Genomic DNA, 24,968 nt, shown 5'->3' with positions numbered 1-24,968 from the left:
CGCGCGATGGCCAAATCCTTCCTCGCCATCGGCGAATGCATGGTGGAAATGGCCCCGGCCGAGGGCGGGCTGTTCCGGATGGGCTTTGCCGGCGATACGTTCAACTGCGCATGGTATGCGCGGCGCCTGCTGCCGCCCGACTGGTCGGTGGGATATGCAACGGCGGTGGGGGACGACGCGGTTTCAGCCGACATGGTCGCCTTCATCGCGGGACAGGGCATCGACACGACTGCGATCCGGCGGATCGGCGGCCGCACCGTCGGGCTTTACATGATCAGCCTGAAGGATGGGGAGCGGAGCTTTTCCTATTGGCGGGGGCAGTCGGCGGCGCGCGCAATGGCCGATGACCCGGCTTGGCTGGACACCGCCTTTGCCGGGCGGGAGGTGATCCATTTCTCTGGCATCACACTGGCGATCCTGTCGCCCGCGGCACGGGAAACCCTGTGCGCGGCGCTGGCCCGCGCCCGTGCGGCCGGGGCCCATGTGGCCTTTGACACCAATCTGCGGCCGCGGCTTTGGGCGGGCGCTGACGACATGCGGGCGGGCCTGATGCAAGGCGCGGCGGTGGCCGATACGGTGCTGCCCTCCTTCGACGAGGAAGAGATCGCCTTCGGAGAGACAACGCCCGACGCGGCCATCGCGCGCTATCGCGATACGGGCGCCACAACGGTTGTCGTTAAGAACGGCGCCGCCGCCTGCCACCTGTGGTCGCGCGACGAAGGCTTCGCCACAGTCGCGCCGCCGCCCGTCGGGCAGGTCGTGGACAGCACCGCAGCCGGCGACAGCTTCGCCGCGGGTTTTCTGGCCGCGCGGGCGACCGGGGACGACATGGTGACGGCGACCGGGAAAGCGGCCGCGCTTGCGGGCGAAGTGATCCGGCGGCGCGGGGCGCTCGCCCCGGACATATTCGAAAAGGGAGGGGAAACATGAAGGTCCTGATCATCGGCGGCGGCGGTTTCGTCGGCCAGAAACTGGCGCGCGCGCTGGCGGAACGCGGCACGCTGCGCGGAACAGCCATCGAAAAACTGGTCCTGGCCGATATCAACAACCCCGCCCCGTTCGACTCCACGGTGCCGTTGGACACGGTTCGTTGCGACATCGCCGATCCGGCCTCGGTCGCCGAGGTGATCGACGCCGAAACCGACGTGATCTATCTGCTGGCCGCGATCGTCTCGGCCCATGCAGAGGAAGACCTCGACGCCGGGCTGAACATCAACATGATGGGCGCCTTCAACGTGCTGCAACGCTGCCGGGAGTTGGGCACGAAACCGGTTCTGGTCTTTACCTCTTCCATCGCGGTTTTCGGGGGCGAGGTTCCCGATCCGATCACCGATGCCAGCTACCTCAACCCCCAGACGTCCTACGGCACGCAAAAGGCGGTGGGGGAATTGCTGCTGAACGACTATTCCCGCCGGGGTCTGGTGGACGGGCGGGGGCTGCGCCTGCCCACGATTTCCGTTCGGCCGGGCAAGCCCAACCGGGCGGCATCCAGTTTCATGTCGTCGATCTTCCGCGAGCCCCTGAACGGCGCAGAGGCCGTTTGCCCCGTCGACCGGGAGTTTCCACATTACTACCTGTCGCCACGGAAATGCGTGGAGAACCTGATCAAGGCGGCAGAACTGGACGGCGAAGCCCTCGGCCAGAACCGCTGCATGACGATGCCGGGGCGGACATGGACCATCGGGCAGATGATCGACGCGATGACGGCGGTCGCCGGGCCAGAACCGGCGGGCCTGATCCGGTGGGAGGATCAGCCCGAGATCAAGCGCATCGTGTCGGGATGGCGCTTCGACATCCACGCCGACAAGGCGCTGGCACTGGGGCTGAGCGCAGACGAGAGTTTCGAGGACAATATCCGGTATTACATCGAGGATGACCGACCGGGGTCCTGAGGCACGAAACCGAACTCACCCCGCGCCCCGGATCAGGTCAGGGGCGCGGCATCGTTCGACCGATGTCAGTTCACCGGGGTCGGAAGCGCCGTGCCCTCCACGAACGCCTTGATATTGGCCAACTGCAACTCCGCCATCGCGCGGCGGGTTTCAACGGTGCCGGAGCCCTGATGGGGTTGCAGCACGACGTTATCCAGCGCGAGGAACCGCGGGTCGATGTTGGGTTCGTTCAGGAAGACATCCAGCGCGGCGCCGCCGATGGTCCCGGCCTCCAGCGCATCCAGAAGGGCCGCCTCGTCGATTGTCGTCCCGCGAGAGATATTCACGACAACCCCGGTCGGCCCCAGCGCCTGCAGCACCTCGCGTCCGACATAGTTCCGGGTCTCCTCCCCACCAACCAGCGCGACGATCAGGAAATCGACGGCCCCAGCCAGCGAGACCGGGTCGGCGTGATAGGTCCAGCCGGGCGTCTCCTTCTCGGACCGGGAGTGGTAGTGGATGTCCATCTTGAAGGCCGTCAGACGGTTGGCGATTTCGCGCCCAATGCGGCCAAGGCCCACGATCCCGGCCTTGGCACCTGAAACCTTGCGGTTAAGCGGCATCTCGCCCTCCCGCGCCCAGCGGCCAGAGGCCACCCGATCGGCCCCCACCACCATGCGGCGGGCTTGCGCCAGGATCAGTGCAACGGCCAGATCGGCAACGTCGTCGTTCAGCACATCGGGGGTGTTGGTCACGCGCACGCCCCGCGCAGTTGCGGCGGCCACGTCGATGGCGTCATAGCCCACGCCGAAATTGGCAATGATCCCGAGTTCCGGGAACAGATCCATCTGCGCCCCGCCCAGCGGTTTGTGCCCTTTGAAGGCGATGGCGCGGATCCCGGCCCGCGTGGCGTCGTCCAGCCCCTCCATCAGGTCCGGCCCATCGACATGGACCGAGGGGAAGGCGTTCGAAAGGCGGGCGCGTTCTTCATCGTTGAAGCCGGCACCGCACAGCAGCAGGGTCGCGTCGGTCATGTCAGGTCCCCCCAGGGTCACAGCAGTTGGCGGATGCGCGATAGCGCCTCCAGAGTGTTCTCGGTCGAATTGGCGTAGGAGAAGCGCAGATACCCCTCCCCCCAGGCGCCGAAGGATGTGCCGGCGACGGTGGCCACACCGGCCTCATCCAGAAAACGATCCTGCGCCTGTTTCGAGGACATCCCCGTGCCCTCGATATTCGGGAAGGCATAGAAGGCCCCGGCCGCATCGGCACAACGGAACCCGGGCAGCGCGTTCAACTCCCGCACGATCACCTCGCGCCGCTTGTCGAACTCTGCCACCATGTCGCGCACGGCGTCCTGCGGCCCTTCCAATGCCGCGATCCCGGCATATTGGGTGGCGGCGTTCACGCAGGAATGGTCGTTGATGCACAGCCGCGTGACATGATCGACGCAGGCCTCCGGCCAGACCGCATAGCCCAGCCGCCAGCCGGTCATGGCATAGGTCTTGGACCAGCCGTCCAGCATGATCAGCCGGTCGCGGATCTCGGGATATTGCAGCAGGCTGACATGGGCCCGCCCGCCATAAAGCATGTTGGAATAGATCTCGTCGGACATCAGCGCCACATGCGGGTGACGGTCAAGCCCCGCGACCAGCTTGTCGATCTCCTCCTTGGGCGTCACGCCGCCTGTCGGGTTGGCCGGGCTATTGATGATGATCAGCCGGGTTTGGTCGGTGATCTGGGCCAGAACCGTCTCGGCGTCGAAGGCGAAACCGTTCTTCTCCTCCAGCGCGATGGGCACCGGGGTCGCGCCGGAATACTTGATGACGGATTCGTAGATCGGGAAGCCGGGATTGGGATACATGATTTCCGCCCCCGGTTCGCCGAACATCAGCACGGCGAAGAACATCGTGGGCTTGCCGCCGGGCACCACGACGACATGATCGGGGTTCACCTCCACCCCGTGGCGGCGGTTCAGATCGGCCGCGACAGCCTCCCGCAACGGCAAGATGCCATTGGCCGGGGTATAGCCGTGCTGGCCATCCTGCAGGGCCTTGATCCCCGCCTCGACGATATGGCCGGGCGTTTTGAAATCAGGCTGGCCGATGCCAAGGTTGATGATATCGCGCCCCGCCTGCGCTAGTTGCTGGGCACGCGCCAGCACCACAAAGGCGGATTCGGTGCCAAGCCGTGACAGGCTTTCGGCAAATTTCAGATCTGACATCGCGTTCCCCTCCCCGTGAAGCGGCGCAGGTTCGCCGCAGCCCCCTGATTTGGTATACCAATCTGGCCGCAGAGATAAAGGGCCGCGATAGAACCGGGGGCTCGTCCCGGCTCGGCGACGCTTTCGCCGCAGTTTTGAACATTTCCAAGCTGTGGGCCGGCGCCACGTACCATCACCGCTTGCAGCCGCGCCTGCGGGCTTCTACATCTGTGCTGACCGTTGGATAAGGACGCCCGCCCATGGCCATCGCGCCCGAAGAACTCGAATCCCTGATCCGCGCGCAGTTTCCGCAAGCGCAGATCACCATCACCGACATCGCCGGCGACGGAAACCACTATGCCGCCGAGGTGATCGACGAAAGCTTCAAGGGCATGAACCGTGTCCAGCAGCAGCGGGCCGTCTATGCCGCGCTGAAAGACCAGATGGAGGGCTCGAACGGGGCGCTCCATGCGCTTGCCCTCACCACCAAAGCCCCGGAGTGACCGACATGGCCGACGCCCAGAACCAGATCAAGGACACCATCGACACCAACGACGTGGTGCTTTTCATGAAAGGCACGAAAGACGCGCCGCAATGCGGGTTCTCAAGCCGCGTGGCCGGCGTGCTTAATTTCATGGGTGTTCAATTCGCCGACATCAACGTGCTGACCGATGACGAGATCCGGCAGGGCATCAAGGACTTTTCCGACTGGCCGACGATCCCCCAGCTTTACGTGAAGGGCGAATTCGTCGGCGGCTGTGACATCGTCACAGAGATGACGCTGTCGGGCGAACTGGACAAGCTGTTCGACGACAAGGGCGTGTCCTACTCCAAGGATGCCGCCGACAAGATCCGCGCCGCCAACGCCTGAGGTGCACCGATGCTGAGGGCGCGGCTGTGGTATGGCCCGGCCGGGCACGCGACAGGCGTCGATCGCATCGCACGCTATCTGCGCGGTCCGCTCGGCTGTACGCTGGACATGCAGGAGCGTAAACGGAATGGTCGCTGGGGTCCGGAGATCGATCTGCGGGCCCCTGTGCGGGCGCATGTGATCCTGTCGCGTGGGCTGGAGGTTTCCGGAGAGGGCGCGGATCTGGTGTCTCGCCTGCCCGCCGATGCCCCAGAGAAGCTCGCTAAAAGGCTGGCCCATGCGACCGCGCGGCTGGAATTCCATGACCCGCGGGATGGCCGGTTCTTTCCCGGCGCAGGCGTGGCGCGCAGTGTGCTTTTCCCGCTGGCCTATGCGGTCGGCGGCATGGTGGAAGACATCGACAATGGCCGCCTGTTCTATTTCCCCTTCCCGGAACCGGAAGGGGTGATGGTGCGCCTGAAACGCTCCCTTGACGAGGTCAGGATGGTGCTGGGGCTGCGCTAGGGGGCCGCCTTGAGCCACCCGACACCCCCATGACCGCGCCGGGCCCCTTCCGGCCCAGCGCCGTTCCTGCCGTCAGCCGGCGACCTTCTCTTCCACGGACTCTGCCAGTGCCTCGGCCCGGGCGGCCAGTTCTGCCAGCGCGTCGGTCACACTGGCCGGAATGACCGGCACCTCGACCCGTTCGGGTTCGGGCGGCGGGGCGGTTTCCATGGTCGACAGTTGCGAGTTCACTTCGGCCAGTTTCGATTCCGCCGCGCGCAACCGTTCCTCCAACCCCGCGCAGCGGTCGGCCAGCATCAGCCCCGCCATCAGCAGCATGCGTCCCTCGGGCAGACGACCGGCCTGGGTGACAAGGGTCGACGCCTCGTTGTCCAGCGCCTTGGCCGCTGCCTCCAGATAGCTTTCCTCGCCCTCCTGGCAGGCGACCTCGAACGGGCGTCCCCCGATGGTGATGGTCAGGTTAGGCATGACCGGCACCCCCCTCGGCCAGCGGAATGAGATCGGCAAGGATGGCGCTCAACTCCGCCCGGTCGCTTTCGCGCAACTGCTTGAGCGCGTCGAGCTCCGCCTCCATCGCCGCATTGATAGCCGAGGAATCTCCCAGGCCCTGGGCATTCGCCGTTCGCAGTGCCGTGCTGGTTTCCCGCAGGCGGGCATTGACGGCGCGCAAACGTTCGATCTCGGTTTCCAGTTCCTCGATCCGGGCGGCCATTTCGCCGGCCCGCTGTTCCAGCCGGGCCACCTGCGTTTCCTGCCGCTCCGAGATCGCCTTGACCCGGTCGTTCAGTTGCGCGTTGGAGGCCCGCTCGGTTTCCAGCGCCTCGCGCAGACCTTCGACCTCGGCCGTATCGGCACGCGACGGGTCGGCCTTTTCAAGCCCGCCAAGCCCCTGGCCGATGCGTTCCAGCGCAGAGGAAAGCCGGCGCTCCAGTTCGTCTATATCGCTCATTCTGCCTCTTTTCCGGCGTCGTCCTTTGGGCCTGCGGTCAGACCCGGTCGAATCGGGGGCCGCGGACCTTTGCCCGATCTTAGCCGATGGCGAAGCTGATTGCGCCCCTGTTTGCCGTCAAGGGCTTACGGGGCGCGGCTGACCCTCTGCGCAAACGGTTTGGCGATTCAGGTCGCGGCTGAGCGGGGATATTTCGCCAGCAGGCGTTCCCGCACCGCGGGCGTGACGAACGAATGAACGTCCCCGCCAAGCCGCGCAATTTCCTTGACCAGCTTGGATGCAATCGCCTGTCGACGCGCATCGGCCATCAGGAACACCGTCTCGACCGACGCATCAAGGGCCCGGTTCATGCCAACCATCTGGAATTCATATTCGAAATCGGCCACGGCGCGCAGGCCGCGCACGATCATCGTGGCGCCCACATCGTTGGCACAGTCGATCAGCAGGTTTTCGAACGCATGCACAACGATTTCTGTGCCGGTCTTCTCGCTGAGGACCGCGCATTCGTTCTCGATCATGTCGACCCGTTCTTCGAGCGAAAAGAGCGGCCCCTTGTCACGGTTGATCGCCACCCCGATGACCAGCCGGTCAACGAGCGCGCAGGCCCGCGTGATGATGTCGATATGGCCCAGCGTCACGGGGTCGAAAGTCCCCGGATAAAGTCCGATGCGCATGGGAGCCTCCTGAATTCGCTCTCACCGACGCAACAATATCCGGAAGGATTTTGCAAGTGCAGCATCCCGGGACGGAATTTCGCAGTTGCAGCGAAACCTCAGAACCCCATGATCATGTCTTCAAGGGCCTTCTTCTCCATCGTCAGTTCCGACAGCCGCGCCTTGATCACGTCGCCGATGGAGATCAGGGCCACCATCTTTCCGCCCTGCATCACCGGCATGTGGCGGAACCGGCCCTCGGTCATCAGCGACAGGATATCGTCGGCCCGATCATCCAGTTGGCAGGTCTGGATTTCGCGCGTCATGATCTGCCCAACCATATCGCTCAGGCACACCGGCCCGCGACGGCCCAGTTCGCGCACGATGTCGCGTTCGGACAGGATGCCATCGACCGTGGTGCCGTCGCTGCTGACGACCAGCGCCCCGATGCGGCGCGCCGCCATTTCCGAGGCCGCTTCGGACACGCGCGCATCGCGCTGAATCGTTGCGACGCCGGGCAGCAATTTGAATGACAGAATCTGCCTGACTTGCATGGTTTTCCTCCCATTTCCCGAGTGAGTGGAAAATGGTCCCCCAACCTGCGGCATTCTGTCAAGCGCGCGACTCACGAAGTGAAACCGGCGCGTCTTGCTTGCGGCGGGAACATCGGGCTGGTGGGTTGCCCTCTCCCTTGCGTTTTGACAGGCAATTCGGGCAAGCAGGGCGCGCATGTTCGGGGCTGACATACGGATTTCGCAGGGAAACGCGTTCCCTTGCCGCATCCGCTGTGCATCTGCCGCTTTCGCGTGGCAAGGCGCCTGTCTATGCTGCCCGGCAAACACTACGGGAGGAACAAATGAAAGAATTGACACATTTCGTGAACGGCGCCGCGGTTCCGGGCACATCCGGCCGCTTTGCCGATGTCTACAACCCGGCCCTGGGCGAGGTGCAGGCAAAGGTCCCGCTGGCCAGCAAGGCCGAGATGGACGCTGCCATCGCTGCCGCTGCCGAGGCCCAGCCGGCCTGGGGTGCGACCAACCCGCAACGCCGGGCGCGCGTGATGATGGAGTTCGTCCGCCTGCTGAACCGCGACATGGACAAGCTGGCCGAGGCGCTGAGTTCCGAACATGGCAAGACCATCCCCGATGCCAAGGGCGATGTGCAGCGCGGGCTTGAGGTGATCGAGTTCTGCATCGGGGCGCCGCATCTGCTGAAGGGCGAGTTTACCGACAGCGCCGGCCCCGGCATCGACATGTATTCGATGCGGCAGCCGCTGGGCGTCGTGGCGGGCATCACGCCTTTCAACTTCCCCGCCATGATCCCGATGTGGAAGATGGGTCCCGCGCTGGCCGCCGGGAACGCCTTTATCCTGAAACCGTCGGAACGCGATCCGTCCGTGCCGCTGATGCTGGCGGACCTGCTGAAAGAGGCCGGCCTGCCCGATGGCTGCCTGCAGGTCGTCAACGGCGACAAGGAGGCGGTGGACGCCATCCTCGACAACCCGACCGTGCAGGCCATCGGCTTTGTCGGGTCCACGCCGATTGCCGAATACATCTATGGCCGCGGGTGTTCCAACGGCAAGCGGGTGCAATGCTTCGGGGGCGCCAAGAACCACATGATCGTCATGCCCGATGCCGACATGGACCAGGCCGCCGATGCGCTGGTCGGTGCGGGCTATGGTGCCGCGGGCGAACGCTGCATGGCGATTTCCGTGGCCGTGCCGGTGGGCGATGAGACCGCCGACCGCCTGATCGAGAAACTGGTGCCCCGGATCGAAAAGCTGAAGGTCGGGCCCTACACCTCGGGCGACGGGGTGGACTATGGGCCGCTGGTTACCGCGCAGGCGAAAGAGCGGGTGCTGGGGCTGATCAATTCCGGTGTCGACCAAGGCGCAGACCTGGTCGTCGACGGCCGGAACTTTGCCCTGCAAGGCTATGAAAACGGCTACTTCGTAGGGCCCAGCCTGTTCGACAAGGTGACGACCGACATGGAGATCTACCGGCAAGAGATCTTCGGGCCCGTGCTCTCGACCGTTCGCGCCAAGACCTATGAGGAGGCGCTGGGTTACGCGATGGACCACGAATACGGAAACGGCACCGCGATATTCACCCGCGACGGCGACACCGCGCGCGATTTTGCGTCGCGCATCAATATCGGCATGGTGGGGATCAACGTGCCGATCCCGGTGCCGCTGGCCTATCACACCTTCGGCGGCTGGAAGAAGTCGGGCTTCGGCGACCTGAACCAGCATGGGCCGGATGCCTTCCGGTTCTACACCCGCACCAAGACGGTCACCGCGCGCTGGCCATCGGGCCTGAAAGAAGGCGGCGAGTTCCACTTCAAACAGATGGACTGACGCCGGAATGGCCAGGGGCGGCCAACACGGCCGCCCCCGATCACTTCAAGTCATCTTGGGGTTTGTCAGCCCGTCTTCCGGCGCTGCATCGCGGCAAGACCGCCCAGACCACCGATCAGCATCCAGCCGGCCGCAGGCAAAGGCACCGCTGCGATGTTGTAGAAACTGACATGCGAGATGTCGTTTCTTTGATACCCCGAAATATCGATGGTCCCGGACACGTCACCGCCCGTGATCTCGAAGATCTGGTACTTGTTCGCGGCCTTCACGGCGATGATCGTCGGCAACAGCACGTTCGACGCGCCGGTCACGAGACTGCTGTCGAAGGACCAGCCGAAGGACTGGTTTCCGCTGTAAACCACCGAAAAGGCAGCGCTGTAGTCACCCTCTGCCCCGCCCTGCGCTTCGGGCGCGTCTTCCCACGCGATACACGTGCCAGAGCCGCCGCCCTGATCGCATTTTGCCAGCGCCTCGGCCCCCAGCAAGGGCTCCGGGAACGGGTCGTTGCCCGCGCCCTCTCCGTAATAAACCGTCGTCGCACTTGCGTAGCCCGCTGCGAGCGTGAACGCCAACGCGGTTCCGCCTGCCAAAGTCTTAAGAATGTGTGTCAAGGACCGCTCCCCACCGCTAAAAACTGAAGTTAACTTACATCAATTGCAGGGTCTTTCGAAGCATTTCACGCGAATGGGAAGAACATTTTCCCGAGGCGTCATAAAATTTTCGGATCCGGACCTACAAGTGCACAAAGCTTCGCCATATCCTTTCGGCAATACCACCGCCAGTTGCTTGCCGACGGCGCCGCACCGGTCAAAGCGTAAAGCCTGCGACAATCGATTCGCGGTTTCACGCCGAACAGGCGGTATCGTCCATGGGCCTTCGCCGGAATATGTGCCTGTGCCGCGCGCAGGGGACTTGCCCCAAGGCGGTTTTCCTGCTGACAATGCCGTTCACGATCCACTGGCGGAGCGGTCGAATGACAGCTACCGAACCCGACTTCACGATCGGCATCGAGGAAGAGTATCTTCTGGTCGATCTCGATACCTGCGCGCTGGCCGAGGCGCCGAAGGAGTTGATGCAGGCCTGTGCCGACGAACTGGGCGATCAGGTCACGCCGGAATTCCTGCAATGCCAGATCGAGGTCGGCACCCGCGTCTGCAAGACCGTGGGAGAGGCCCGCGAAGACCTGCGCCGCCTGCGCGCCACCGTCGCGAAACATGCGGGCCGCTTCGGTCTTGCCCCGATCGCCGTGTCCTGCCACCCGATGGCCGATTGGAAACAGCAGCACCACACCAACAAGGACCGGTATAACGACCTCGACAAGGCCTTGGCCGCAGTCGCCCGGCGGATGCTGATCTGTGGCATGCATGTCCATGTCGGCGTACCCGACAAGGATCAGCGCATCGACCTGATGGCGCAACTGACCTATTTCCTGCCGCATTTCCTGGCGATGTCCACATCCTCGCCCTTCTGGCAGGGGGTGGATACCGAACTGGCCTCCTATCGCCTCACGGTGTTCGACAACCTGCCCCGAACAGGGCTGCCCCCGCGCTTTGCAAGCTGGTCAGACTATGAACGGTCGGTCGGCGTGCTGGTGAATCTGGGCATGATCGGGGACGCCACGAAGATCTGGTGGGATTTGCGCCCCTCGGCCCGGTTCCCGACGCTGGAATCCCGTATCTGCGATGTCACCCCCCGGCTGGAACACACCCTTTCGATTGCGGCCATGACCCAATGCGTCACGCGGATGCTGTGGCGGCTGGCCAGCCTGAACCAGCGTTGGCGGGTCTATGAACGCTTCCTCGTGGGGGAAAACCGCTGGCTGGCCCAGCGCTATGGCGCGAATGAGGGGCTGATCGATTTCGGGCGCAAGGAAGTCGTTCCCTTCGTCGACCTGCTGGAAGAACTGATCACGCTGGTCGAGGCCGACGCCGCCGTGCTTGGCTGTCTGGATGAGATCAACGCCGCCCGCAACGTGATCGCCAACGGGACCAGCGCAGATCGCCAGCGCGCCGTCCATGCACAGGCGGTCAGTGAGGGCAAGGATCCGGACGATGCCTTCTGTGCGGTGATCCGCGCGCTGATCGAGGAATACAACGCCGATCTTTGACGGCGGACGCTTGCAATCGGCCCGCAGGCTCTGCCAAATGAACACGCGTTCAATAAGCGCGGGGAGGTGAGGCAAGTGGATTTCGCACTCAGCGAGGAGCAGACCGCGATCTTCGACATGGCACGCGGATTCGGGGCGGACAATATCGCGCCCCACGCGCTGGCCTGGGAACAGGACGGGACGATCCCGAAAGAGCTTTGGCCGAAGATCGCCGAACTGGGGCTGGCGGGCATCTATGTCAGCGAGGAGTCGGGCGGTTCGGGCCTGACCCGGCTTGACGCGACCCTGGTGTTCGAGGCGCTGTCGATGGCCTGCCCCTCGGTCGCGGCATTCCTGTCGATCCACAACATGTGCGCCAAGATGCTGGACGCCTTCGGCACGGATGAGCAGAAGAACCGCTTCCTCGCCCCGGCGCTGACAATGGAAAAGGTCTTTTCCTATTGCCTGACAGAGCCCGGATCGGGGTCCGACGCGGCGGCCCTGAAAACCCGCGCGGAACGCACGAATGAGGGCTTTGCCCTGACCGGGACGAAGGCCTTCATCTCCGGCGGCGGTTATTCCGACGCCTATATCGTGATGGCGCGCACGGGAGAGGACGGCCCGCGCGGGATCTCTGCCTTGATCGTGGAGGACGGCGCCGAGGGCCTCAGCTTTGGCGGGCTGGAATCCAAGATGGGCTGGCGCGCGCAACCCACCCGGCAGGTGCAATTCGACGGCTGCGCGGTCCCGGCGGCGAACCTGTTGGGCGAGGAAGGCAAGGGCTTTCGCTATGCGATGATGGGGCTGGACGGCGGACGGCTGAACATCGCGGCCTGTTCGCTGGGCGCCGCGCAGGCGGCCCTTGACGCGACGCTGACCTATATGGGGGAGCGCAAGGCCTTTGGGAAATCCATCGACCAGTTCCAGGCGCTGCAATTCCGGCTGGCCGATGCCGAGATCGAGTTGCAGGCCGCGCGCACCTTTCTGCGCCAAGCGGCGTGGAAGCTGGATCAGGGCGCGCCGGATGCCACCAAGTTCTGCGCCATGGCCAAGAAGTTCGTGACCGAGGCCGGCAGCCGCGTGGCCGACCAGTGCCTGCAACTGCATGGCGGCTATGGCTATCTGGCCGATTACGGCATCGAAAAGATCGTGCGGGATCTGCGGGTGCACCAGATCCTCGAAGGCACGAACGAGATCATGCGCCTGATCACCGCCCGCCACCTGCTGGAGGCGCGGGGATGAGCGACATCGATATCCGGGTAGAAGGCCGCGCGGGCCGCATCACGCTGAACCGGCCAAAGGCGCTGAACGCGCTGACCTATGAGATGTGCCTTGCGATCGAGGCCGCGCTGGACGACTGGCGCGACGATGACGCCGTCGCGCTGGTGCTGATGGACGCGGCGGGGGACAAGGCGTTCTGCGCGGGCGGCGACATCGCGGTGATGTATGAAACCGGCACCAGGGGCGACTTTGCCTACGGTCAGAAATTCTGGCGCGACGAATACCGGATGAACGCCAAGATCGACGAATACCCAAAGCCAGTGGTCAGCCTGCTTCAGGGCTTCACCATGGGGGGCGGAGTCGGCGCCGGGTGCCACGGATCGCACCGGGTTGTCGGCGAGACCAGCCAGATCGCCATGCCCGAATGCGGGATCGGGCTGGTGCCCGATGTGGGCGGGTCGCTCTTGTTGGCGCGGGCACCGGGCCACATGGGCGCCTATCTGGGAACCACCGGGCGCCGCATGGGGCCGGCCGACGCGATCTATGCGGGCTTTGCCGATCATTTCATACCCGAGGCCGATTGGCCCGACCTGACCGCCGAGTTGATTGCGACCGGCGATATCGGCGCGGTCGAGAATGCTGGCCAAACCCCCGACCGGGGCGCCCTGCCCGGCCTTCAGGCCGCAGTCGATGCCGCATTCGCCGGTGAAACGCTGCGCGACGTGGTTGCGGCGCTGCGTGCGGACAGTTCGGACTTCGCGGCCGATACGCTGAAGCGCCTGACCCGTGGCAGCCCGCTGGCCATCGCCTGCGCCATCGAGATGCAGAACCGGATGGGGCCCGGCACCACAATCCGCGAGGCGCTGGCGCTGGAGTACCGTTTCACCCATCGTGCGCCGGAGCATTCCGATTTCCTTGAAGGGATCCGTGCGGCGATCATCGACAAGGACAAATCCCCGCGCTGGCGGCACACCGATCTGGGCGCGGTGCCCGACGAAGACATCGCCGCGATGCTGGCGCCCCTGGGCGACGAGGGGCTGAACCTCGACACGGCGCTGGGGTGACAGGGGACGGGCGGAAACCCGCTCGCCGGGCGGGGGCTGTCGCATGATCCTCTGGGGTCTGATGGACAGCCCGTTCGTCCGCCGGGCGGCACTTGCGCTGCATCACTACGGCCTCGACTACGACCGGCGCGCGCTGTCGGTCCTGTGCGACTTCGACGCGCTGTCGGCTGCCAATCCGCTTGGCCGGGCGCCTGCGCTGACGCTTGACGATGGCCGGGTGCTGACCGACAGCCACGCCATCCTTGAATGGCTGGACGCAACGCAGCCCGGCCCCACGCTGACCGTCACAGGCGCCGGGCTGGTGGACATGCTGGCCATCGAGGCAACCGCGATCGGACTGGCGGAAAAGGCCGTGGGGCGCAGCGCCGAATTGCGCCGTATCCAGCCGGACCCACAAACACTCGACCGGATCGACCGGCAGATCTCGCAGGCCATGGCTTGGCTAGAATCGCGCGCCATGGGTACTTGGGTATGCGACGGGCGTCTGACCCGCGCCGATCTCGCCTTGGCCTGCGCAACCACGTATATCGCGGAAAAACATCCCGCTTTGACCCCGGACAGCTATTCGGCATTGGCGGCGCATCGGGCATTTTGCGAAGCGCGCAGCCCGTTCTGCGACGCACCGTTCTCGCGGATCGAAGCGACAGGACATATCTGAGGGGAGGAAAGCACATGAAAATCGGCTTTATCGGACTGGGAAACATGGGCGCGCCGATGGCGGCGAACCTTGTGAAGGCCGGGCATCAGGTGACAGGGTTCGACCTTGCCGCCCCGATGCCCGAAGGTGTGACCAAGGCCGCGACCGCGGCAGAGGCCGCCAAGGGGCAGGAGGTCGTGGTCACCATGCTGCCCGACGGATCGATCCTGCGCGCCGTCGCCGCGGACATCCTGAAGGGGATGGACAAGGGCGCGGTGCATCTGGATTGCTCGACCGTCGATGTCGACAGCGCCCGCGCCGTGGCGGATCAGGCGGCGGCGCTGGGCGTGCTGGCCGTTGACGCCCCTGTTTCAGGCGGGGTCGGCGGGGCAACCGCAGGTACGCTGACCTTCATGGCCGGCGGCAGCGAAGACGCGTTCGAAAAGGTGCGGCCGCTCTTCGACGTCATGGGCCAGAAGGCCGTGCATTGCGGGCCCAGCGGCAATGGACAGGCGGCGAAGATCTGCAACAACATGATCCTTGGCGCGACCATGATCGCAACATGCGAGGCATTCGCCCTGGCCGACAAGCTGGGCCTTGCCCGCGACAAGATGTTTGACGTGGTCTCGACATCCTCGGGCTACAGTTGGACGATGAACGCCTATTGCCCCGCCCCCGGCATCGGGCCGAAAAGCCCCGCCGACAATGACTATAAGCCCGGTTTCGCAGCAGAGCTGATGCTGAAGGACCTGCGCCTGTCCCAACAGGCGGCCGAGGCCGTCGATGCCGATACGCCGATGGGCAAACGCGCTGCGGACCTTTATGCTGAGTATGTCGAACAGGAAGGGGGACGCGGTATGGATTTCTCGGCAATGCTGCCCCGGTTCGTGAAGCGCGGCCGATCATGAGTTGGCTGTCGCGCGCCACGGGCCTTGAAGGGATCGAACCGGGCACCGCTGCCCGGCTTGAGAGCCTGCCGATCATGCGCCTGCCCAAGGGCAAGGTGCTGTTCTGTCCCGGAGAGGCGGCGCGCGGCTTCACCATCCTTTTGTCGGGCCGGGTGGAGGTCTTCCTGATCGGCCCGACCGGGCGCGAGATCCTGCTTTACGGGATCGAGCCGGGCCAGTCCTGCGTACAGTCCACCCTCGGCCTTCTGGGCGGAGAAGACTACACCGGCGAAGCGATCACCGTCACCGATTGCGAGGCGGTGCTGATCCCGCGCGAGGCGTTCCTGTCGATCATGGACACCTCCCCCGTCTTCCGCCGCTTCGTGTTCGGCGCCTTCGCCCGGCGGTTGCAGGCGGTCATGTCGCTGCTGGAACGGGTGGCCTTTCAAAAGGTCGAAAGCCGTCTTGCAGCCGATCTGCTGGACAACGCGAAAGACGGCACCGTCCACGCCACCCACCAGGAGATCGCGACCCGCATCGGCACCGCGCGCGAGGTCGTGTCGCGCCGGCTGGATGCGCTTTCAAAGGCCGGTCTGGTCCGTGTGGACCGCGGCGTGGTGACGCTGGAAGACCCCGAAACCCTTGCCGGCCTTGCCGCGCAGGGGCGGGCCGCGTGACACAGTCACAGACCTGTCCTAATGGTTAAGGCATGCTGAAGTGAGAGGCCCGAGAGATTCGGGCCTTGAACGCATTTCTGCACCATCGGAGAGAGACCCATGCTCAAGAAAAACGTCGGCGGCATCGACCGCATCGCCCGTATCGTTGTTGGCGCCCTTCTGCTGGCCTTCGGCCTGCTTGGCGGCGGCCACTGGATCTTCGTCATCCTCGGTCTCGTGGCGCTGGGCACCGGCATCATGCAGACCTGCATGCTCTACAACTTCATCGGCGTGAACACCTGCACGACGAAAGACTGATCTGTACCTGCCCCGCACCCTGAGCGAACGGGGTGCGGGGCAACCTGTCTTGACGTAAGGCTTTCCGGGGCACCGCGTCTGCCGACACAACGGTCGATCTGCCTTAAGGACCGGATACGGGCGGTGGAAAGTCAGCCTGTCACCCCCAGCCGCGAACGCGACGAGCGCAACAGGCAGCCTTCACATCTGCCCTTGTGACATGCGCCGACGCGACGCCGCGCCGAGACATCCAACCCCCGTCACCATCAGGACAATCCCTGCCGGAATCGGGACAGGTGCCAGATCGACGGCGAAGGTCAGAGATTGACCATAGTCCAGGTCGGCACCGGCCGTGTAGGTGATCGACAGGGAACTGACCGGCCCGGCAAAGCTCAGTATCCCGCCGTCGAAATCGGTAACGTCATCGTCGATGGATATCGTCGGGCCCGCGATTTGCGATTTGGTGAAGCCAGACTCGACACTGAACGCCGGGCTCAGCGTATAGACAGATGCCGGTTCATCGAAACCACTCACAAACTCGCCACGCCAATATCCCGCATAAAGCAGCAGGTTGCTGATCGGCGTATCGAAGACGAAAGAGATATTGGCGTTTGTCCGGTATTGCAGAACCTCGACATTCTTCAGCGGCGCATAGCTGTAATCGCTGCCAGACAGATCGGACATCAAAACCGGCGGAAAGTGAGAATCCCCGCCTGTGACCGTGAACCCCACACCGCCAAGCACACCCGCGGTTTCATCCACCCAGTCCGCCGCAACAAGGGCCGCGCCGGCCGGTTGCGCCAGAACCAATGCCGAGGTCAGAAGCCCGACAAACCTGTCAATAAACGCCATCTTGTTCCCTCCTCCAAAGAACAACGAAAGGGTGGCCTTTCACGGTTCAATGGTATCAGAAATTCGATGCGGCCGCATCTTCGCAACGGCCTTGCTTTTCGTGGCGGAAACCTGAGGCAGAGTTTTACTCTGCCGCCACCTTTCGCGGCCCCAGCATATCCTTCAGATACCGCCCGGTATGGCTTCGCTCGACGTCAGCAATCTCTTCCGGCGTGCCCTCGGCCACGATCTCGCCCCCGCCATCGCCGCCTTCGGGGCCGATGTCGATGATCCAGTCGGCGGTCTTGATGACGTCCAGATTATGCTCGATCACCACGACGGTGTTGCCCTGCTCCACCAGTTCGTGCAGCACCTCCAGCAGCTTCCGCACATCCTCGAAATGCAGGCCCGTCGTCGGTTCGTCGAGAATGTAGAGCGTCCGCCCGGTGGCGCGTTTCGACAACTCCTTCGACAGTTTTACCCGCTGCGCCTCGCCCCCCGACAGCGTCGTGGCCTGCTGACCCACCTTGATATAGCCAAGGCCCACACGGACCAGCGCATCCATCTTCTCGCGGATCGAGGGGACCGCCTTGAAGAAATCCTGTGCATCCTCGACCGTCATGTCGAGCACGTCGGCGATGCTCTTGCCCTTAAACTTTATCTCAAGGGTTTCCCGATTGTATCGGGCGCCATGACACGTCTCGCAAGTTACATACACATCGGGCAGAAAGTGCATCTCGATCTTGATGACACCGTCGCCCTGGCAGGCCTCGCAGCGCCCGCCCTTGACGTTGAAGCTGAAGCGCCCTGGTTTATAGCCGCGCGCCTTGGCCTCGGGCAAACCGGCGAACCAGTCGCGGATTGGCGTGAAGGCGCCGGTATAAGTCGCGGGGTTTGACCGCGGCGTCCGCCCGATCGGGCGCTGGTCGATATCGATCACCTTGTCGAGGTGGGTCAGCCCCTTGATCGTTTCGCAGGGCGCGGGCGTCTGGCGCGCCCCGTTCAGCCGCATCGAGGCGGTCTTGAACAGCGTCTCGATCGTCAGCGTGGACTTGCCCCCGCCCGACACGCCCGTCACGCAGACGAATTTCCCCAGCGGGAAATCGACGGTCACATCCTTCAGGTTGTTGCCGGTCGCCTTGACCACGGTGATCTTCTTGCCGTTGCCCTTGCGCCGCTCTGCCGGCACGGCGATTTCACGGCTGCCCGACAGGTATTGCCCGGTGACAGAGGCCGCATCGGCCGCGATCTCCGCGGGCGTCCCCTGTGACACGATCTGCCCACCATGCACGCCAGCCCCGGGGCCGATGTCGAGGACATAGTCGGCCTCCCGGATCGCCTCCTCGTCATGCTCGACCACCAGCACGGAATTGCCCTGATCGCGCAGGTTCTTCAGCGTCTGCAACAGCCGCCCGTTGTCACGCTGGTGCAACCCGATGGAAGGTTCGTCGAGGACGTACAGAACCCCGGTCAGGCCCGAACCGATCTGGCTGGCCAGACGAATGCGCTGGCTCTCCCCCCCCGACAACGTCCCGGCATTGCGCGCCAGCGTCAGATAATCCAGCCCGACATTGTTCAGAAAGCCCAGCCGCTCGCGGATTTCCTTCAGGATGGCCCGGGCGATCTCGTTCTTCTGCCTCGACAGGCTGTCGGGCGCGGCCTCTACCCAGGCCAGCGCCTCCCGGATCGACATCTGTACCACTTCACCCACATGCAGCCCCGCGATCTTCACGGCCAGCGCCTCGGCCCTAAGACGATGGCCGCCGCAGGTATGGCAGGGGCGGTTGTTCTGATAGCGCTCGAACTCCTCGCGGACCCAGTTGCTGTCGGTCTCGCGATAGCGGCGTTCCATGTTGGGGATCACCCCCTCAAAGGGCCGCGTGACATTATAGATGCGCCCGCCCTCGTCATAACGGAAGGGGATTTCTTCGTCGCCAGAGCCGTACAGGAAAACCTGCTGCACAAATTTCGGCAGGTTCTTCCAAGGCGTGTCCTTGTCGAACTCGTAATGGGCCGCAATCGCCTCGATCGTCTGGCGAAAATAAGGGGACTTGCCCTTGCGCCACGGCGCGATGGCGCCGTCATAAACGGTCAGCGCCGCGTCGGGCACGACCAGCCGTTCGTCAAAGAACAGCTCTACCCCCAGCCCGTCGCAATCGGGGCAGGCGCCGAAGGGGGCGTTGAACGAAAACAGCCGCGGCTCGATCTCGGGGATGGTGAAGCCGGACACCGGGCAGGCGAAGTTTTCGCTGAAGGTATGGCGTTCCGGGTCGCCCTCTTTCGGCGCGGTCTCCAGCACCGCGATCCCGTCGGCCAGGTCAAGCGCGGTACGGAAACTGTCGGCCAGTCGCGTCTCCAGCCCCTCTTTCACGACGATACGGTCGACCACGACATCGATATCGTGGCGGAACTTCTTGTCCAGCGTCGGAGGCTCATCAAGGTCATAGAACTCGCCGTCGACCTTCACCCGCTGAAAGCCCTGCTTGCGGAGTTCAAGGAACTCTTTCTTATACTCCCCCTTCCGGTCGCGGATGATCGGGGCCAGCAGATAGGCGCGGGTCCCCTCCTCCATCGCCATCACGCGGTCGACCATGTCCTGCACCTGCTGCGCCTCGATCGGCAGACCGGTGGCGGGGCTGTAGGGGGTGCCCGCGCGCGCGAACAGAAGCCGCATGTAGTCATAGATCTCGGTCACCGTGCCAACGGTGGAGCGGGGGTTCTTCGATGTCGTCTTCTGCTCGATGGAAATCGCCGGGCTAAGGCCTGCGATATGTTCCACATCGGGCTTTTCCATCATGTCGAGGAATTGCCGCGCATAGGCGGACAGCGATTCCACGTAACGGCGCTGCCCCTCCGCATAGATCGTGTCGAAGGCAAGGGAGGACTTGCCAGAGCCCGACAGCCCGGTGATCACCACCAACGCATCGCGCGGGATATCGACATCGATTCCTTTGAGGTTATGCTCGCGCGCGCCGCGCACCTCGATGAACTTGAGCTCTGACATGCGCATCCCCGAAAAAGCCGTTGCAGAAGATAGGGCATCCGGACCGGATCGCCAAGCCGAATGACAGAACACACCGGGAACAAGACAGGGGCAGGCGCGGGGCGGTCATCCCGCGATGCCGTCCCGCCGCCCATCCAAGCCGTCGACACCACGGCACCCGCGTCAGCCTGTACGCCGATCTCCCCTTAACAATCCGGCGCGGTTGCGTATAGTCCACGCCGCGTGCTGCACCGACGGAGGAAACGCCATGTTCAGCAACTGGGCCGACTTAATCTTGAAGGTCTACCCCTATGTCGAGGAAATCCGGGCAAAGGATGCCTGGGAGTTCGCCGAAAAGGGAGAGATCGTGCTGATCGATGTGCGCGAACCCCATGAGATCGCCCGCTTCGGCAAATGCCGGGGCGCGATCCACATCCCGATGCACATGACCCGCCACAAGGCGAACCGCAAAAGCCCGCATTTCGACCCGGCGCTGGACCCCGCCAAGACCTTTGCGTTCTATTGCGAAAACGGCAGCGACGCGATCGCCGCCGCGCGCGTGTTCAAGAAGCTCGGCTATGAGAATGTGTACAACATGGGCGCTTTCCGCGAATGGCTGAACGCCAAGCTGCCGGTCGAGAAATAGCCCCGCATTCGCGCCACTGAACCACCGCGCCCCCGGGAACACCGCAAGGGGGCCGCTTACCCCCCTTGCCGCCCCCCGATCACCGCGGGGCATCGAAACCGCAGGAGACGTCATGTTCAATATCGGCGCGTTCTTCAAAGACATGTTTCCCCCGGTCGAGACGATCCAGCCGATGGATGCATGGACGGCCGCGAAGAAGGGCAAGATCGTGCTGATCGACGTGCGCGAGGCGCGCGAGATCGCGGCCTCCGGCAAATGCAAGGGTGCGCTGAACGTGCCGATGTCGATGATCCGGCAAAAGGCGGGAAGCGGTGCGGAGCCGTTCGCCCCCTCGAACACCTTTGCCCTGTATTGCGCGAACGGCGCCCGGTCCCTGATGGCCGCCCGGACGATGAAGAAGCTGGGCTATGAAAACGTCTACAACCTTGGCACATTCCGCGACTGGGTGGGGGCCGGGCTGCCGGTCGAGAAATAGGGGCGACCGCGGGACCGGCGCGTTCACCACGGGGCGCATTCCCCAACCCCGTCGTCACCGTTGCTGGCATGCGGAGCAGCACCATTCCTTCGGCGCGCGCAAGGGGCAGTTCTATTTCCGGCGCGGCGGATCGGTCAGCAGGTTGATCAGCGTTGCGCCAACAATCCAGATCGCAAGCATCAGGAACACGGCCAGATCGGGGCGGTAAAGATGGCCGACGATGCCACCCATGCCCACGACAAGCCCGACCGCCCCGTTGACGCCCTGAAGTTCCTTTCGTTTGGATTTCAGGTCCACCACGGCCTCTGCACCGTCAGAAATGAATGGCCCGCCCGTCGGCGTCCAGAACGGCCTCGTGCATCATCTCGCTCAGCGTCGGATGCGGGAAGATGGTTTCGGCAAGGGCGGCCTCGGTCGTCTCAAGACTACGCCCCACGACATAGCCCTGGATCAGTTCCGTGACCTCGGCCCCGACCATATGGGCGCCCAGCAGTTCCCCGGTCTTCGCATCGAACACGGTCTTGATCATGCCCTCGGACTCCCCAAGGGCGATGGCCTTGCCGTTGCCGATGAAGGGAAAGCGGCCGACCTTGATCTCGAACCCCTTTTCCTTGGCCCGCGCCTCGGTCAGGCCGATGCTGGCCACCTGCGGGTGGCAATAGGTGCACCCCGCGATGGAGCCAGGGCGGATCGGATGGGGATGCCCGCCCGCGACCAGTTCGGCCACCATCACGCCTTCATGGCTGGCCTTGTGCGCCAGCCAGGGCGGCCCGGCGATATCGCCGATGGCATATAGCCCCTCCACCGCGGTGCGGCAAAACTCGTCCACGACGACATGGGTTCGGTCGACCTTGACGCCAAGGGCCTCCAGCCCCAGCCCCTCGACATTGCCGACGATGCCCACGGCGGAAATCACCGTATCGACCTCGACCGTCTCGGTCTTGCCGCCCTGCTCAATATGGGCGGTGACCTTGTCGGCGGCGCGGTCCAGCTTCTTCACGGTCGCCTTCTCGCGGATCGTCATGCCCTGCTTTTCGAACTGCTTCTTTGCGAAGGCCGAGATCTCGGCGTCTTCCACCGGCAGGATGCGCTCCATCACCTCGACCACGGTGGTTGAGGCCCCAAGCGTGTTGTAGAAGCTCGCAAACTCGATCCCGATGGCGCCGGAGCCGATGACCAAAAGCCTCTTGGGCTCATGGGGTGGCACCAGCGCGTGTTTGTAGGACCAGACGCGCTTGCCGTCCGCCTCCAGCCCCGGCAACTCGCGCGCCCGCGCGCCCGTCGCCAGCACGATGGATTTCGCGGTCAGCTCCTCGGTGCCCTTGTCGGTCTTGACCGCGACCTTGCCCTTGGCGGGCAGCGTCGCCTCCCCCATCACAACGGTGACCTTGTTCTTTTTCAGAAGGTGGCCGACACCGGAGGCGAGTTGCCTTGACACCGCGCGGGACCGTTTGACCACAGCGTCAAGATCATAGCCGATGCCCTCGGCCTTCAGGCCGAATTCCTTGGCGCGATGCATCAGGTGGAACACCTCGGCCGAACGCAACAGCGCCTTGGTCGGGATGCAGCCCCAGTTCAGGCAGATGCCGCCCAGATGCTCCCGCTCGACCACGGCGACCTTCAGGCCAAGCTGGGCACCGCGGATCGCTGCGACATAGCCGCCTGGCCCGGCGCCAATCACGATCATGTCGAATTGCTGCGCAGTCATGGCGCCGCCCTCCCCCTCGTTCTACCGATGCAGCCGTCGGGCCCGCAGCCCGTTCCGGATCAGGATGCCGCGCGCAGTTCTTCCACGCAGGCGCCATAGCCGCCCGCCGACAGGAACGCCTTTTCATCGTCAGAGGAGCCGCGATGCAGCGCGTCGTTGCGGAACGGAAACCGGCCGAAGCGGCGGATCAGTTCGCGATGCGCCTTGGCGTGCAGCAGGTTTTCGGCCCCCGTCTCGGTCATCCGGGTCAGCATCAGGCGCACGCAGCGGTCCTGATCCATCAGGCATTCCGAATGCATCAAGGGCATGTAGAAGAAATGCCGCTCCGGCTCGGGGAAGCGCATGTCGAAATTATGCTCGATCGCCTGCTTGGCGGCGGCGCGCGCCAGAACGTCGGTCGCGAAGGACCGCCAGTCGTCACGGAACATGTTGCGCGGAAACTGGTCGGTCAGGATCAGGTAGGCAAACGCACCCTGCGGATTGGTCGGCCAGTCGTGGAATTCGCCCGCATGGGCGGCCTCCCAGTCCGGCTTGAAGCGCGTCACGACCGCCTCGTCGGTCTCCGGCTTGCCGGCATACCAGCCCTCGGGGCCGACCTCGTTCAGCCAGAAATCGATGATTTCCTCTTGGCGCGACATGATACTCCTCCTACCCGGTTTCAGCCCTTGGCCGGATCGTTTCAGATTAAGGTATGGGGCGCAAGCCGTTCCCGATCAAGACGCCAGGGCGTCGCTTTCTTCCTCATGCGCGGCCTCGATGGCGACCTCCTGCGCGACCTCAACCGCAACGGGCGAGGCCGTGGGCAGAACCGGCGCATAGGAGGCCGTCTCGTCCACCGGCACGGCCGCGCGCTGCGTCATCCGATAGGCCGTGAACACCGCAAGCGACAGCATCAACAGCATCAGGAACAGGAAGAACCCCTGCGGCCCGATGATCCCCATCAGCGCGCCCGTGACCAGCGGCCCCAGGATCGCGCCCACCCCGTTGATGAACAGCAATCCGGCAGAGGCCGCAGCCATGTCGTCCGGTTCCAAATGGTCGTTGGTATAGGCGATCAGCAGGGAATAAAGCGGGTTGGACATGCCACCGATCAGGAAGGCCGCGGCCAGCAGCGCCGGATAGTCCGCCCCCAGCGCCATCGCCGCGCCACCGGCCGCGCCCCCGGTGGCCGCGGCGGCAAGGATCAGCGTGCGCCGGTCCATCCGGTCCGACAGCCAGCCGATCGGATACTGGAACAGCAAACCGCCCATGTAGAGCGCCGCGATGAAGCCCGAGATCTGGCTGACGCTCAGCCCGGCCTCGGTGCCGAAAACCGCAGACATGCCGAACAGCGCCGAATAGACGCCCCCCATCAGAAGGATACCGACCGCCCCGGTGGGCGAGGTGCGCACCAGCTTGATCAGGTTCATCGGTCTGGTCGTGTCGAAGGCGGGCGTCGGGCTGACCGACAGCAGGATCGGCGCGAACGAGATCGAGACGAGGACCGAGGGGATGATGAACAGGACGAACCCCGCCGGATCGGCGATCAGCAAAAGACCCTGCGCGCTGACGATCCCCGCCATCTGCAAGATCATGTAAAGCGACAGCGCCTGCCCGCGGGTTTCATTCGTCGCCGCGTTGTTCAGCCAGCTTTCGGCGGTCACGTAGACGCCCGAAAAGCAGAAGCCGATCAGCACCCGGCCCAGCGTCCATGTCACCGGATGCGCCAGCGCGGGATAAAGGATCAGCACCGCCGAGATCATCGAGGCAAGCGCGGCAAAGACCCGGATATGCCCCACGCGCCGGATCATTTCCGGTGCCAGCCGCGACCCGCCGAGAAAGCCCACGAAATAGGCCGACATCACGATGGACATCTCGAAGGTCGAAAACCCCTCGATCCCGCCGCGGACACCCAGAAGCGTGCCCTGCAGGCCGTTGCCGACCATCAGCAACAGGATTCCGAACAGCAGGGCCCAGCTGGACCGGAACACTTGCAACATGGCGCATCTCCTTCAGCCGGCACCTTCCCGAGACGTACGCTCTAGGCGAGTCGCCAGCGGATCATCGCGCCGCGAAGCGACATATCGATGTCGC

General features: G+C 64.3%; 28 protein-coding genes. 15 read left to right on the top strand and 13 right to left on the bottom strand.

Annotation, left to right across the window (positions count from 1 at the left end; all coding sequences use genetic code 11):
• Positions 1-6: 6 nt before the first annotated feature.
• Entirely contained in the window at positions 7-930 is a 924-nt protein-coding gene (locus tag RGUI_RS18745; protein WP_081535669.1) for a sugar kinase, read from the top strand.
• Positions 927-1,892, top strand: a complete 966-nt coding sequence (gene denD / locus RGUI_RS18740) for a D-erythronate dehydrogenase (RefSeq protein WP_081535667.1) — start codon at positions 927-929, stop codon at positions 1,890-1,892. The genes RGUI_RS18745 and denD overlap by 4 nt, the downstream gene beginning before the upstream one ends.
• A gap of 65 nt (positions 1,893-1,957) precedes the next feature.
• Here denD and RGUI_RS18735 read toward each other — a convergent pair whose 3' ends face one another.
• Together RGUI_RS18735 and RGUI_RS18730 are read right to left on the bottom strand one after the other, a co-directional pair.
• Positions 1,958-2,905, bottom strand: a complete 948-nt coding sequence (locus RGUI_RS18735; RefSeq protein ID WP_081535665.1) for a 2-hydroxyacid dehydrogenase — start codon at positions 2,903-2,905, stop codon at positions 1,958-1,960.
• A 17-nt stretch (positions 2,906-2,922) separates the two neighbouring features.
• On the bottom strand, positions 2,923-4,092 hold the full coding sequence (locus RGUI_RS18730) for a pyridoxal phosphate-dependent aminotransferase (RefSeq protein ID WP_081535653.1): 1,170 nt from the start codon (positions 4,090-4,092) through the stop codon (positions 2,923-2,925).
• 239 nt (positions 4,093-4,331) lie between these two features.
• On the opposite strand from RGUI_RS18730, the gene RGUI_RS18725 reads away from it, so the two are divergent.
• Genes RGUI_RS18725 through RGUI_RS18715 form a run of 3 tightly spaced genes read left to right on the top strand, consistent with a single transcriptional unit; the run spans position 4,332 to position 5,446 of the window.
• The gene (locus RGUI_RS18725; RefSeq protein ID WP_081535651.1) at positions 4,332-4,574 is read left to right on the top strand and encodes a BolA/IbaG family iron-sulfur metabolism protein; all 243 of its coding nucleotides are present in this window, start codon (positions 4,332-4,334) and stop codon (positions 4,572-4,574) included.
• A 5-nt stretch (positions 4,575-4,579) separates the two neighbouring features.
• Positions 4,580-4,942 carry a Grx4 family monothiol glutaredoxin gene (grxD, locus tag RGUI_RS18720; protein WP_081536176.1) on the top strand — a complete coding sequence of 121 codons (363 nt, stop codon included), beginning with the start codon at positions 4,580-4,582 and terminating at the stop codon, positions 4,940-4,942.
• Positions 4,943-4,951: 9 nt separating this feature from the next.
• Complete coding sequence (locus tag RGUI_RS18715; protein ID WP_081535649.1) at positions 4,952-5,446, top strand: hypothetical protein; 495 nt, start codon at positions 4,952-4,954, stop codon at positions 5,444-5,446.
• 72 nt (positions 5,447-5,518) lie between these two features.
• On the opposite strand, the gene RGUI_RS18710 is transcribed toward RGUI_RS18715, so the two are convergent.
• The 4 genes from RGUI_RS18710 to RGUI_RS18695 form a co-directional block, all read right to left on the bottom strand.
• Complete coding sequence (locus tag RGUI_RS18710; RefSeq protein WP_081535647.1) at positions 5,519-5,914, bottom strand: cell division protein ZapA; 396 nt, start codon at positions 5,912-5,914, stop codon at positions 5,519-5,521.
• Positions 5,907-6,395, bottom strand: a complete 489-nt coding sequence (locus RGUI_RS18705) for a hypothetical protein (protein ID WP_081535645.1) — start codon at positions 6,393-6,395, stop codon at positions 5,907-5,909. Before RGUI_RS18705 ends, RGUI_RS18710 begins: the two co-directional genes overlap by 8 nt.
• Before the next feature lie 167 nt (positions 6,396-6,562).
• A complete protein-coding gene (gene coaD / locus RGUI_RS18700; protein WP_081535643.1) occupies positions 6,563-7,069 on the bottom strand; it encodes a pantetheine-phosphate adenylyltransferase in 507 nt (168 codons plus the stop codon).
• 98 nt (positions 7,070-7,167) lie between these two features.
• Positions 7,168-7,602, bottom strand: coding sequence for a CBS domain-containing protein (locus RGUI_RS18695; protein ID WP_081535641.1), 435 nt, complete (start codon positions 7,600-7,602; stop codon positions 7,168-7,170).
• A gap of 302 nt (positions 7,603-7,904) precedes the next feature.
• Here RGUI_RS18695 and RGUI_RS18690 point away from each other — a divergent pair, with 302 nt between their 5' ends.
• Positions 7,905-9,404, top strand: coding sequence for a CoA-acylating methylmalonate-semialdehyde dehydrogenase (locus tag RGUI_RS18690; protein WP_081535639.1), 1,500 nt, complete (start codon positions 7,905-7,907; stop codon positions 9,402-9,404).
• 65 nt (positions 9,405-9,469) lie between these two features.
• On the opposite strand, the gene RGUI_RS18685 is transcribed toward RGUI_RS18690, so the two are convergent.
• Entirely contained in the window at positions 9,470-10,015 is a 546-nt protein-coding gene (locus tag RGUI_RS18685; RefSeq protein WP_156883029.1) for a VPLPA-CTERM sorting domain-containing protein, read from the bottom strand.
• 362 nt (positions 10,016-10,377) lie between these two features.
• On the opposite strand from RGUI_RS18685, the gene RGUI_RS18680 reads away from it, so the two are divergent.
• The 7 genes from RGUI_RS18680 (at position 10,378) to RGUI_RS18650 (ending at position 16,273) form a co-directional block, all read left to right on the top strand.
• Positions 10,378-11,511, top strand: a complete 1,134-nt coding sequence (locus RGUI_RS18680; RefSeq protein WP_081535635.1) for a carboxylate-amine ligase — start codon at positions 10,378-10,380, stop codon at positions 11,509-11,511.
• A 75-nt stretch (positions 11,512-11,586) separates the two neighbouring features.
• Entirely contained in the window at positions 11,587-12,732 is a 1,146-nt protein-coding gene (locus tag RGUI_RS18675) for an acyl-CoA dehydrogenase family protein (RefSeq protein ID WP_081535633.1), read from the top strand.
• Positions 12,729-13,775, top strand: a complete 1,047-nt coding sequence (locus RGUI_RS18670) for an enoyl-CoA hydratase/isomerase family protein (protein ID WP_081535631.1) — start codon at positions 12,729-12,731, stop codon at positions 13,773-13,775. Before RGUI_RS18675 ends, RGUI_RS18670 begins: the two co-directional genes overlap by 4 nt.
• Before the next feature lie 43 nt (positions 13,776-13,818).
• Positions 13,819-14,433 carry a glutathione S-transferase family protein gene (locus RGUI_RS18665; RefSeq protein WP_081535629.1) on the top strand — a complete coding sequence of 205 codons (615 nt, stop codon included), beginning with the start codon at positions 13,819-13,821 and terminating at the stop codon, positions 14,431-14,433.
• Positions 14,434-14,447: 14 nt separating this feature from the next.
• A complete protein-coding gene (gene mmsB / locus RGUI_RS18660) occupies positions 14,448-15,320 on the top strand; it encodes a 3-hydroxyisobutyrate dehydrogenase (protein ID WP_081535627.1) in 873 nt (290 codons plus the stop codon).
• Positions 15,317-15,976: a Crp/Fnr family transcriptional regulator gene (locus RGUI_RS18655; protein WP_081535625.1), complete on the top strand. Its 660-nt coding sequence runs from the start codon at positions 15,317-15,319 to the stop codon at positions 15,974-15,976. The genes mmsB and RGUI_RS18655 overlap by 4 nt, the downstream gene beginning before the upstream one ends.
• Before the next feature lie 99 nt (positions 15,977-16,075).
• Positions 16,076-16,273, top strand: coding sequence for a DUF2892 domain-containing protein (locus RGUI_RS18650; RefSeq protein ID WP_081535623.1), 198 nt, complete (start codon positions 16,076-16,078; stop codon positions 16,271-16,273).
• A 180-nt stretch (positions 16,274-16,453) separates the two neighbouring features.
• Here the strand turns inward: RGUI_RS18650 and RGUI_RS18645 are convergent, their stop codons facing one another.
• Together RGUI_RS18645 and uvrA are read right to left on the bottom strand one after the other, a co-directional pair.
• Positions 16,454-17,104 carry a VPLPA-CTERM sorting domain-containing protein gene (locus tag RGUI_RS18645; RefSeq protein WP_081535621.1) on the bottom strand — a complete coding sequence of 217 codons (651 nt, stop codon included), beginning with the start codon at positions 17,102-17,104 and terminating at the stop codon, positions 16,454-16,456.
• A gap of 124 nt (positions 17,105-17,228) precedes the next feature.
• Positions 17,229-20,087, bottom strand: a complete 2,859-nt coding sequence (gene uvrA, locus RGUI_RS18640) for an excinuclease ABC subunit UvrA (protein ID WP_081536175.1) — start codon at positions 20,085-20,087, stop codon at positions 17,229-17,231.
• A gap of 247 nt (positions 20,088-20,334) precedes the next feature.
• Here uvrA and RGUI_RS18635 point away from each other — a divergent pair, with 247 nt between their 5' ends.
• On the top strand, positions 20,335-20,712 hold the full coding sequence (locus RGUI_RS18635; RefSeq protein WP_172841200.1) for a rhodanese-like domain-containing protein: 378 nt from the start codon (positions 20,335-20,337) through the stop codon (positions 20,710-20,712).
• Between the two features lie 112 nt (positions 20,713-20,824).
• A complete protein-coding gene (locus tag RGUI_RS18630; RefSeq protein WP_081535617.1) occupies positions 20,825-21,187 on the top strand; it encodes a rhodanese-like domain-containing protein in 363 nt (120 codons plus the stop codon).
• Positions 21,188-21,298: 111 nt separating this feature from the next.
• Here RGUI_RS18630 and RGUI_RS18625 read toward each other — a convergent pair whose 3' ends face one another.
• The 4 genes from RGUI_RS18625 to RGUI_RS18610 form a co-directional block, all read right to left on the bottom strand.
• A complete protein-coding gene (locus RGUI_RS18625; protein ID WP_081535615.1) occupies positions 21,299-21,484 on the bottom strand; it encodes a hypothetical protein in 186 nt (61 codons plus the stop codon).
• A gap of 16 nt (positions 21,485-21,500) precedes the next feature.
• Positions 21,501-22,895 carry a dihydrolipoyl dehydrogenase gene (gene lpdA, locus RGUI_RS18620; protein ID WP_081535613.1) on the bottom strand — a complete coding sequence of 465 codons (1,395 nt, stop codon included), beginning with the start codon at positions 22,893-22,895 and terminating at the stop codon, positions 21,501-21,503.
• A gap of 59 nt (positions 22,896-22,954) precedes the next feature.
• Positions 22,955-23,533 carry a DUF924 family protein gene (locus RGUI_RS18615; protein WP_081535611.1) on the bottom strand — a complete coding sequence of 193 codons (579 nt, stop codon included), beginning with the start codon at positions 23,531-23,533 and terminating at the stop codon, positions 22,955-22,957.
• A 75-nt stretch (positions 23,534-23,608) separates the two neighbouring features.
• Positions 23,609-24,874 (bottom strand): MFS transporter, encoded by a 1,266-nt coding sequence (locus tag RGUI_RS18610; RefSeq protein WP_081535609.1) that lies wholly within the window; start codon positions 24,872-24,874, stop codon positions 23,609-23,611.
• Positions 24,875-24,968 lie beyond the last annotated feature (94 nt).

Source organism: Rhodovulum sp. P5, assembly GCF_002079305.1.
Taxonomy (GTDB): Bacteria; Pseudomonadota; Alphaproteobacteria; order Rhodobacterales; family Rhodobacteraceae; genus Rhodovulum.
Note: the sequence above shows the minus strand (reverse complement) of the source record. Positions and strands in the feature narration are given on the sequence as shown.